We start from the raw sequence: 2401 nt of genomic DNA on the forward strand, positions 1-2401 counted from the left end.
GCGTAACCTACTCGGAACTGTCGTGATACTTGAAAATCTACTAATGCTCCTAAAGCTCCGGTATCTTCATTAATTCTATATGAACCTCCTAACCAAAACTTTTCATTGAATAAAAAGTTTGCGGTTATATCATATGATAATGGAGCTCCATTGGTTGCTTTTAGTAATGTAGAAGGCTTGAATTTTACGTTATCGCTTACATCAAAAACATATCCTCCTGTTAAATAATAACTTACTTTATCTACAACTCCATAATTAATTCCGTTGATTTCTAAATCGTTATGATCTATGTTTAATAGCCTTGGGGCTGAAAGCCCTACATACCATTTGTTGGTATGTAGTAACAATCCGCTTCCTATATTAGGTTCCCATCTGTTTTGAATGCCTGAAATCCCAGGATCTGATCCTTCTGCTGCTATTAAAGCATCATCAATATTGTATTGAGTAAATCCTGCTTTTAGTCCAAAAGCTAGTTTAACATCGTCATTAAGTTTAATCGTATATGAAAAGTCTCCATATAAATAGGTAAAGTTCTCATATCCTAATTGATCATTGATAAATGATAAACCTAATCCTATCTTATCATTTCTAAGTGGGGTGTGGATAGATAAAGTTTGTGTTTCTGGTGCTCTATCTAACCCTGCCCACTGGCTCCTATGCAATCCTACAATACTCAATACTTCTCTGCTTCCTGCATATGCAGGGTTTATAGATATGGTATTGTACATATACTGAGTAAATTGTGGTAGCTGTTGTGATTGAACTGTTAAAACTGTTGCAAAAAACAACACAATAACTCCCTGTAATAGTTTGTAATTTTGGTTCATAGCTATAATATTATTTGGTTCCTAAGTAAATTGCTCCTGTAAATGGTTTTAAACCACTATTCTCTAATATTACAATGTAGTAATATGTACCGGCTGGTAGTCTTTCTGCTCCGCCAAACGTAGATCCATCTGAAACTCCGTTCCAATTATTTGCATAATTGTTTGATTCAAAAACTTTGGCTCCCCAACGGTTAAATATTTGTACATTGGCTATGAAACCACAAGATTCTACTCCTGTAACTTCAAAAAATTCATTCCATGAATCTCCATTAGGGGTTACTGCTTTTGAGATTACCACATCTTCTTGTCCACATGGTAATACTATACAGTCATCGTTTATATTAATCGTAACTTTTGTTGATGCTAAACATCCATTATTTGGTGATGTATAGGTGAATATATAATCTCCTAAGTTTAATCCTGACGGATCAAAACTTCCATCATCAGATACTATTACGCTTCCTTGGGTTACTTCCCAAGTTCCACCTTCACTTTGATTCGCTAAATAGTCATTCAAGTCTATTTCGCCATCATCAATACATCTTGAATCTGCTATTTCTGTTACGGATGTATTTACGGTTACTGTTATATATTGTGTAAAGTCCGCTACATTTCCACAGTCATCGGTAACTGTCCAAATTCTTGTAATTGTATAATCATTTTCGGTTCCATCAAATGTGCTTGTTTCTTCATAGTTTGTTTGTGTTACACTTGAAGAACAATTGTCTGTAAACTCTAATGTTGGTACTTCAGGAACAGTATCACATTCTACTATTATATCCTCTAATGTTGATACCAAGGTTGGCGCTTCATCATCTTCTATTGTGATAACTTGAGTATGTGATGTGCTATTACCTGCACAATCTTCTACCGTCCACGTTCTGGTGATTGTATATTCCGACGCACATCCTTCTTCTTGGCCTGAAAGCTCTTCTGAATATACAACTATTACTTCAGAATCACAATTATCTGTTGCTGTTAGTACTGCTGATGCTGGAATAGCATCACAACTTACTGTTGTGTTTGTTGGTAAAGTCTCAACAAATTCTGGTGCGGTAGTATCTTCTACTGTTACTACTTGACTATGTAATGTTGCATTACCTGCACAGTCTTGTACCGTCCATGTTCTTGTAATCGTATATTCTGATGTACATTCATCATCCTGTCCTGAAAATTCTTCTGAGTAATTTACGGTTACGGATGCATTACAATTATCTGTTGCTGTTAAAACTACTGCTGCTGGAATCGCATCACAACTTACTGTTACATCTGCTGGTAATTCCTCTACAAATACTGGCACTGTTGTGTCTTCTACTGTTACTACTTGAGTATGTGAAGTTGCATTACCAGCACAGTCTGATACCGTCCATGTTCTTGTTATCAAGTATTCTGATCCACATTCATCATCTTGTCCTGAAAACTCTTCTGAATAGTTTACAGTTACAGAGTTATCACAATTATCAGTCGCGGTTAATACCACTGCTACTGGAACAGCATCACAACTTACTGTTGTATCTGCTGGTAAACTCTCTACAAAGGCTGGTGCTTCTGTATCTTCTACTGTAATCACCTGA

2 protein-coding genes are annotated in these 2401 nt (G+C 36.0%); both read right to left on the minus strand.

Going from position 1 to position 2401, the window contains the following annotated elements:
- The coding region (locus ACQYZ7_RS16625) for a PorP/SprF family type IX secretion system membrane protein (protein ID WP_430730831.1) at positions 1-827 on the minus strand (827 nt) is incomplete at its 3' end.
- A 10-nt stretch (positions 828-837) separates the two neighbouring features.
- Positions 838-2401, minus strand: a 1564-nt coding sequence (locus ACQYZ7_RS16630) for a gliding motility-associated C-terminal domain-containing protein (protein ID WP_430730832.1), incomplete at its 5' end; no start/stop codon positions are given.

The sequence above is a fragment of the Tenacibaculum sp. SDUM215027 genome, assembly GCF_050566205.1.
Classification (GTDB): Bacteria; Bacteroidota; Bacteroidia; order Flavobacteriales; family Flavobacteriaceae; genus Polaribacter.